The organism is Rhodococcus sp. T9N (assembly GCF_024436645.1).
GTDB classification, from domain to species: domain Bacteria; phylum Actinomycetota; class Actinomycetes; order Mycobacteriales; family Mycobacteriaceae; genus Rhodococcus_F; species Rhodococcus_F qingshengii.
The window spans coordinates 92303-98985 of record NZ_JAMSKS010000022.1 but is presented as its reverse complement, the minus strand read 5'-3'; the positions used below and the strand labels follow the sequence as shown (position 1 = coordinate 98985).

At 66.1% G+C, this 6683-nt stretch carries 6 protein-coding genes; 1 reads left to right on the top strand and 5 read right to left on the bottom strand.

Annotation, left to right across the window (positions count from 1 at the left end; all coding sequences use genetic code 11):
* Window positions 1–98: 98 nt before the first annotated feature.
* The 5 genes from M1L53_RS27605 to M1L53_RS27585 form a co-directional block, all read right to left on the bottom strand.
* Window positions 99–1235 (bottom strand): Mrp/NBP35 family ATP-binding protein, encoded by a 1137-nt coding sequence (locus tag M1L53_RS27605; protein ID WP_003945178.1) that lies wholly within the window; start codon window positions 1233–1235, stop codon window positions 99–101.
* A gap of 24 nt (window positions 1236–1259) precedes the next feature.
* Entirely contained in the window at window positions 1260–2123 is an 864-nt protein-coding gene (locus M1L53_RS27600; protein WP_003945171.1) for a lytic transglycosylase domain-containing protein, read from the bottom strand.
* 145 nt (window positions 2124–2268) lie between these two features.
* Window positions 2269–3732, bottom strand: a complete 1464-nt coding sequence (locus M1L53_RS27595; RefSeq protein ID WP_232319017.1) for a lytic transglycosylase domain-containing protein — start codon at window positions 3730–3732, stop codon at window positions 2269–2271.
* 75 nt (window positions 3733–3807) lie between these two features.
* Window positions 3808–4350, bottom strand: a complete 543-nt coding sequence (locus tag M1L53_RS27590; RefSeq protein WP_003945067.1) for a DUF1003 domain-containing protein — start codon at window positions 4348–4350, stop codon at window positions 3808–3810.
* Complete coding sequence (locus M1L53_RS27585; protein ID WP_003945077.1) at window positions 4347–5633, bottom strand: magnesium transporter MgtE N-terminal domain-containing protein; 1287 nt, start codon at window positions 5631–5633, stop codon at window positions 4347–4349. Before M1L53_RS27585 ends, M1L53_RS27590 begins: the two co-directional genes overlap by 4 nt.
* A 72-nt stretch (window positions 5634–5705) precedes the next feature.
* Between M1L53_RS27585 and M1L53_RS27580 the strand changes: the two genes are divergently transcribed.
* Complete coding sequence (locus tag M1L53_RS27580) at window positions 5706–6668, top strand: CoA ester lyase (protein WP_054187358.1); 963 nt, start codon at window positions 5706–5708, stop codon at window positions 6666–6668.
* Window positions 6669–6683 lie beyond the last annotated feature (15 nt).

Here is a 6683-nt window from a genome sequence, read left to right as displayed (position 1 = left end):
CCCCGCCCGCCCGCCCCCCCCCCCCCCCCCCCCCAGCGCCCGCCGCGCGGGGGCCGCCCCCCCCCCGGGCCCCCCCCCCCCTTCCGTATGAGGGGGTTCTACAGGTTGCGAACCGTGTTGATACCGAGCGACATTCCGGCCAGCCCGCGCTGACGGACGGCCAACTTGTCGGCGATGTCCTTGAGTGCGATGGCTGCGGGTGAATCGGGAGCGCTGAGGACGATCGGCGTCCCGGCGTCGCCTGCCTCGCGGACGGACGGATCCAGCGGGATCTGTCCGAGAAGCGGAACCTTGGCGCCGACGGCCTTCGTGAGGCGATCGGAGACGGTCTGCCCGCCGCCTTCGCCGAAGACGTCCATGCGGGTGCCGTCGGGAAGTTCGAGCCACGACATGTTCTCGACGACGCCGGCGACGCGCTGGCGGGTCTGCAGGGCGATGGCGCCCGCTCGCTCGGCGACCTCGGCAGCGGCCTGCTGCGGTGTGGTGACGACCAGGATCTCGGCGCTCGGGATGAGCTGAGCCACCGAGATGGCGATGTCACCGGTGCCGGGCGGCAGATCGAGCAGCAGCACGTCCAGATCGCCCCAGAACACGTCGGCGAGGAACTGCTGGAGTGCGCGGTGAAGCATCGGTCCGCGCCAGACGACAGGAGTGTTGCCCTGGGTGAACTGCGCGATGGAGATCATCTTCACGTCGTGTGCAACCGGCGGCATGATCATGCGCTCGACCTGAGTGGGCTTGGCGTCGGTGCCGAGCATGCGGGGGATCGAGTGACCGTAGATATCCGCGTCGAGTACGCCGACAGACAGTCCGCGCGCGGCCATTGCTGCCGCGAGATTGACTGTCACACTGGACTTTCCGACGCCACCCTTGCCGGAGGCTACGGCGTAGACGCGGGTGAGTGAACCCGGCTGGGCGAACGGGATGACGGGTTCGGCGGAATCGCCGCGAAGCGACTTGCGGAGCTCGGTCCGCTGGGCGTCGTCCATGACGTCGAGTTCGACGCGGATCGCACCGACCCCGGCGACGTCGGCGACGGCCTTGGTGACGCGTTCGGTGATCTCGGTGCGCATCGGGCAGCCGGCGGTCGTGAGATAGATGCCGATGTCGACGCTGTTGTCACTGGAGAGGGAGATCCCCTTGACCATCCCCAGTTCGGTGATGGGTTTGCGGATTTCTGGGTCCAGAACTCGCGCGAGCGCGGAGCGAACGTCGGACTCGGTCAGTACAGACATGACTCCATGGTAAGTCCAGGTAGGTCAGTGGATGCGCGGCAGGTCCGATGCGGCGGGCACGATGCCGGTGGAGTACCCGAGCGACCAGGCCAGAACGTTGGCGACGTAGGCCGCCGAGTTGTTGTAGCGGTGGATCGCGGAGGCAACCTGGGTGACGTCCTGCATGTTGAGCCCGCCGTCGCACAGGTACTTGCCGGTGGTCAGTGCGGAGTCGAAAAGGTTCTGGGGGTCGGCGATTCCGTCACCGTTGCCGTCGCCGGCGTACTGGTTCCAGGTGGACGGGATGAACTGCATCGGGCCGACTGCGCGGTCGTAGACGGTGTCGCCGTCGAGGGCGCCGCCGTCGGTGTCCATGATGACGGCCTGGCCAGGCAGGCTGCCGTTGAGTGGCAGGCCGATCACGGGCTTGTAGAGGTTGCCGTTCGCGTCGGCGTCCTTGCCGTCGTTGGCGTGGCCGGATTCGACGCGGCCGATACCGGCGAGGAGCGTCCAGTGCATGTTGCAGTTGGGCTTCTCGACGGCGAGGATCCGCTCGGCGTTCTGGTAGGCGGCGACGCTCACGCTCGGGATTCCGAGTGCTCCCTCGGCCATGGACGCGGGGAGCGGGGGAGTGGCCTGCACGGGAGCCAGCGGCGCGGGTTCCGGCGCGGGGGCGGGAGCCGGCTCGGCGATTGCTTCGACGGCGGGCAGAATCTGCGCCTGCGGTTCCTGCGTGGCTTGTGCGGCGGTGTCCACCGTTTCGGCGGAGCTGGTGTTGAAGAACGGGACCTTGGGAGCGGCGCCGGCCGTGTTGGCTGCGGTGACGAGTCCGATAGGGATGAGTCCGGTGAGCGCGATGACCGAATTTCGACGGATGTGCGAATCTGTCTTCTTGCTGTGCCGACCCACTGTGTATGCCTCCTGAACCTCCGCGAGGAGGTTTTCCGTTCAACTGACGGAGTCGAGGCTACCTGATTTGTTGCGTTTCCGTTATTCAACCGTGATCTAGAAGGGCAGTTTGGGGCATATGCACTGTTCTTTCGTGATTTTTCGGTTACAGAGCGGGCATGCCGGGCAGGCCCGGGAAGAACGGCACGAATGCCGGAGCCGGGGCCGGAGCGGGCTCCGGTGCGGGTGCGGGTGCCGGTGCGGGCTCCGGCGAGGGGGCGGCGGGCGGAGAGGATTCCGCGGGAGCCGCGTCGGTGGAGGCGGGTGCCGTGGCGGCCACTGCCATGCCCGGGATCGTGCACGGCAGAAGGATGCCGTCCTGCAAGCCGTCGAGGGCTGCGGGGTCCGGAAGGATCACACACATGTCGTCGGGCCAGCGCCATCCCTCGGCCGTCAGAATCGGCCACACGAGACCCCGTGAGGTGAGGACGGGGAGCGGGATTATCGGACCGGGAGCTGCGTTCCGGGCGGCGTTGGGTCCCGGAGCGGGGCTGGTCGGCATGACGCCCGGCGGGATCAGTGCCTGGATCTCGGGTGAGAGTGCAGGCATGTCCGGCAGACCCGGGAAGAGGGGAGTGGTGGTCGGGGTCGGCGTCGTCGACGCTGATTCCTTGTCGCCGGCCGCCGGATCGGTAGCTGCAGCCGCGGCGAGTACGGCCGAAGCGGCGGAGTCTGCCGAGGCGGCGGCGTTGATCGCGGAGCTGCCGGTGTTGATGCCCGAGGTGTACGGCAGCTGACCGGAAGGAATGACACCGTTCTTGTATGCCGTCGACCACATGATCACGTTTGCTGCGTAAGCGGCCGAGTTGTTGTATCGCAGAACAGCTTTGGTCTCCTGGGCGACATCGCGCAGGTTGAGTCCGCCGCTGCAGAGGTACTTCGCTGCCGAGAGTGCCGCATCGAAGACGTTGTTGGGGTCCTTGATTCCGTCCCCGTTGCCGTCGCTGGCATATCCGGCCCAGGTGGCCGGAATGAACTGCATCGGCCCGACGGCGCGGTCGTGAGTGGGGTCGCCGTCGATTGCGCCCTTGTCGGTGTCCCGAATGACCTCGTTGCCTGCCAGCCGTCCGTCGAGGACGGGGCCGAGGATCGGGGTGACCGTCGTACCCACCGAGGTCGTCTTGCCGCCGTTGGCGTGACCGGATTCGATGCGTCCGATGCCGGCCAGAAGATGCCAGGGGATTCCGCATCCCGGTGCCTCGGTCATCATCACCAGCTCCGCGGAGCGGTACGCGTTCAGGACGATCTCGGGGATGCCCAGAGAGGTGAGGACGACGGCCGCAGCGTTGGGCGCTGCCGGGGCGCCGGCGACCGTATCGCTGGGCGGGGCCGATCTTTGCGTTCGGACCGTGCGGGGCGTCGGGAGGAAGTCGACAGAGTCCGGCTGCGCAATCGAGGCGGAGCCCGCCAGTGCGATCGGAACCTGTGACCCTCCGGTCGGTGCGCTTCCGGCAGTGAGGGCCGCTGGACCTGTGACGACGAGCAGTCCCCCCACCAGTGTGGATGCTGCAATCATTCCGCGTACTCGCACGATTCCCCTTTGCTGGCGCTCCCGCTCCGGAGTACCCACCGTGATATCCATATTGCTGTGACTTACGTTACATATCGGTCACGGTGCGTGCAGCAAAACTCAGCGAACGCTCAGCTAGTTGTGACTTTGTTTCGCAGTATTCGAGTCACGGTGCTTCTTCTTCGGGGTCGGTTCGCCGTCGGCAGCAAGGATCGACTTGATCTCCTCGAGCTCCCGTCGCAGGTAGTCGCGGGTGGCAACCTCGCCGACGGCGATACGCAGAGCTGCGAGTTCTCGGGCGAGGAATTCGGTATCCGCCTTGGTTTGCTCGGCGCGTGAGCGGTCCTCCTCGAGCGAGACCCGGTCGCGGTTCTCCTGACGGTTCTGGGCCAGCAGGATCAGCGGCGCCGCGTAGGCGGCCTGGGTGGAGAAGGCCAGGTTGAGCAGGATGAACGGGTACGGGTCCCACTGCAGGGCCACCGCGAACACGTTGATCAGGATCCAGACGATCACGATGATCGTCTGGATTGCGAGATAACGCCCGGTGCCGAGGAAGCGGGCGATGCGTTCACTGACGCGCCCGACAGCTTCGACGTCGAAATCGAGATTGAACCGGCGGCTTCCGCGGGGCGTTTCCAGTCGTTGCCGTGCGGTCGTGCTCGACGCCCGTTCGCTCATCGGAGTAGTTCCTCGTCGTCGGAGTAATCCTCACGCCAGTCTTCCGGCAGGAGGTGATCGAGCACGTCGTCGACCGTCACGGCCCCGATCAGGTGGTTCTCGTCGTCCACGACCGGCCCGCATACCAAGTTGTACGTCGCGAAATACCGGGTGACCGACGCCAACGAGTCGTCCGGGGCCAACCGGGGCATGTCGGTGTCGAGTAGTCCGCCTACCAGGCTGGCGGGAGGCTCGCGGAGAAGCTTCTGCAAGTGGACGCAGCCGAGATACCGCCCGGTCGGAGTCGCCGTCGGCGGACGTACGACGAAGACCATGCTCGACAGCGCCGGGGTCACGTCGTAGTTGCGGGCGCGGGCAAGGGCCTCCGCGACCGTCGTCGAGGCCGTCAGTACCACCGGTTCGGGCGTCATCAGACCACCGGCAGTGTCCGGGGAATGCTCGAGCAGGCGTCGAACAGGTTCGGAATCCTGCGGGTCCATCAACTGAAGCAGTGACTCGGCCTCGGTTTCGGGCAGCTCGCCCAACAGGTCGGCGGCGTCGTCGGGATCCATCGCTTCGAGTAGATCGGCGGCGCGTTCGACTTCCAGGTGCATCAGCAGATCGGTCTGGTCGTCCGCCGGCAGTTCCTGCACGACGTCGGCGAGGCGTTCGTCGTCGAGCGCCACGGCCAGTTCGTGGCGGCGCTTCTCCGGCAGTTCGCGCATGGCGTTGGCCACATCGGCGGGTCGCATGCCTTCGTACTGGAGAAGCAGGTGAGCTACGCCCTGGCCGGGGAGTGAGAGGTCGCTCTGGGTGAGGCCGGCGACGTGCTGCCAGTCGACGATGTGAATCGCCGCGCGTCGACCGAGGCGTCCGCGATGGCCGCGAACCGCGACCTTGGAGACCACCCAGTCTCGCGTCCGCGTCGATTCGATTCCGAGATCGACGACTATCGTGTCGACGCCGTGAAGCTCCTCGAGTTCCGGGTCGTCCACGCGCACATGCGAATCGAGTACCTGCGCCAGAGCGAGCACTTCGCCCGGGCGCTGGTTGAAGCGCCGCAGACTGACGTTGCCGGTGGTGAGGGTGACTGCACTCGGTTCGATTGCTGTCACACGCAACATTGGAACGAAAATGCGTTTGCGCGTGAACATTTCGATCACCAGACCGAGAACGCGGGGTTGCTGGCGTCCGATGCGGACCGTGATGACGACGTCGCGCACACGACCGATCGATTCGCCGTCCGGGCCGAGTACAACCAGGCCGGCAAGCCTGGCTGCAAATACCTTGCCTGCTGCTGCCATGATTGCAAGGCTAATTCGTCCAGCGTCAAAATCTGCAACGGCGCCACCGAAAATCGAGAAGGGCAGTCCGCAATGACTTCACGCAACCGTTCCCGTCGATCGGTATTGGCAGTTCCCGGCAGCAGTCGGAAGATGATCGACAAGGCGAAGGGATTGCCCGCCGACGAGATCTTTCTCGACCTCGAAGATGCGGTGGCGCCGCTGGCGAAGCAGGCGGCCAGGGAGTCGATCGGCGACGCGTTGGCCGAGGACGGGTGGGGCAAACAGGTCAAGGTCGTCCGGGTCAACGACTGGACCACCGAATGGACGTATGCCGACGTCGTGGAGGTGGTGGGCCGCGCCGGAGCGCATCTGGACGCCATTCTGCTGCCCAAGGTTCCCGATGCGAGTCACGTCCAGGCGCTCGATTTGTTGTTGACGCAGGTCGAAAAGGCCAACGGTCTCGAGGTCGGCAGGATCGGGATCGAACCGCAGATCGAGAACGCGATCGGCTTGACCAACATCGACGCGATCGCCACCGCGAGTCCCCGCGTCGAGGCGCTCGTGTTCGGCCCGGCCGACTTCATGGCGAGCTTGAACATGCGAACTCTGGTCGTCGGTGAGCAACCGGACGGCTACGACCGCGGTGACGCGTATCACCACATCCTGATGACCATCTTGATGGCCGCGCGGGCGCACGGCGTCCAGGCCATCGACGGGCCGTACCTGCAGATCCGCGACGTCGAGGCTTTCACTCGGTCGGCTGCGCGAACGGCAGCGCTCGGTTTCGACGGCAAGTGGGTTCTGCACCCCACGCAGATCGAGGCGGCCAACGAGGTGTTCAGTCCGCGCCAATCCGATTACGACCGTGCGGAACTCATCTTGGACGCGTACGCGTTCCACACCTCGGCTGCCGGGGGAGGGCGGGGCGCCGTCATGCTCGGCGACGAGATGATCGACGAGGCGAGTCGCAAGATGGCACTGGTGATTTCGGCCAAGGGTCGCGCCGCGGGGATGGCGCGCACGTCGGAATTCACGCCGCCCGAACACGCCTGACGCTCGCATAGCCGA

Excerpts from the sequence above, each read along its gene's own strand:
- M1L53_RS27605 (WP_003945178.1), bottom strand. The coding sequence starts at position 1,235 with ATGTCTGTACTGACCGAGTCCGACGTTCGCTCCGCGCTCGCGCGAGTT.
- M1L53_RS27590 (WP_003945067.1), bottom strand. The coding sequence starts at position 4,350 with ATGAGCGAACGGGCGTCGAGCACGACCGCACGGCAACGACTGGAAACG.
- M1L53_RS27585 (WP_003945077.1), bottom strand. The coding sequence starts at position 5,633 with ATGGCAGCAGCAGGCAAGGTATTTGCAGCCAGGCTTGCCGGCCTGGTT.
- M1L53_RS27580 (WP_054187358.1), top strand. The coding sequence starts at position 5,706 with ATGACTTCACGCAACCGTTCCCGTCGATCGGTATTGGCAGTTCCCGGC.